Below are 679 nucleotides of genomic sequence, written 5' to 3' on the forward strand. Positions count from 1 at the left end.
TACATACACCCCCCTCTGTCCCCCCGTACACGGGGGGATGAAAGGGGGGCCCGGCGGTTCCCCTATGCCCTACCGTCATCCTCAGTGCTCGGCGGAGAATGTTAAGCGCTGCGTTGGCGTCTCGACACAGCACCAGCCCGCACTTTGGACAGCGGTGGCTGCGAGTGGAAAGAGTCTGCTTCACCAGGTACCCGCACCCAGGACACTCCTGACTGCTGTACTCCGGCGGAACGGCAATCATCACCTTGCCGTAGTAGTCCAGCCACTGCACAAACAAAGACCAAGCTGCGTCCCGGATAGACTTGGCCAGGCGGTGGTTCTTCGCCAGATTCCCTCGTACGCCACGAGGTCGTCAGACACTACTACACACCGGGCCAACTTCATAGCCCAGTCTCTACGCTGGCGTTTAGCCTTTCTTGCAGTTGGCGCAGAAGCGAGAGATGGAAGCCCAAGCCCGCTCTGCGCTTGCTTGCCTAGCCTGTGAATTCAACGGGGATTATTGCCTCACGGGTGGGCTGCGGCTGGGATCGTCTCCCAAGCTGGCAAGAGCAGCCCATGTTGGAGCGGGTGGAGGCCATTCTGGAAGTCTTGCTCAGCAGACGCTGGCCAATGCCCAGGCCACTGCCCAGAATACGGAGGCCATTGGGCGAGTTTTTGAGGCCATTGCCCAGAATACGGA

The 679-nt window shown here is 60.1% G+C and carries 2 protein-coding genes; one reads left to right on the forward strand and one right to left on the reverse strand.

Going from position 1 to position 679, the window contains the following annotated elements; genetic code table 11:
- A partial coding sequence (locus tag NW852_RS10705; RefSeq protein ID WP_414426728.1) for a zinc ribbon domain-containing protein occupies positions 1-241 on the reverse strand: 241 nt, incomplete at its 3' end.
- A gap of 175 nt (positions 242-416) precedes the next feature.
- Here NW852_RS10705 and NW852_RS10710 point away from each other — a divergent pair.
- The coding region (locus NW852_RS10710) for a hypothetical protein (RefSeq protein ID WP_414426727.1) at positions 417-679 on the forward strand (263 nt) is incomplete at its 3' end.

The sequence above is a fragment of the Synechococcus sp. H60.1 genome (genome assembly GCF_047462335.1).
GTDB lineage: Bacteria > Cyanobacteriota > Cyanobacteriia > Thermostichales > Thermostichaceae > Thermostichus.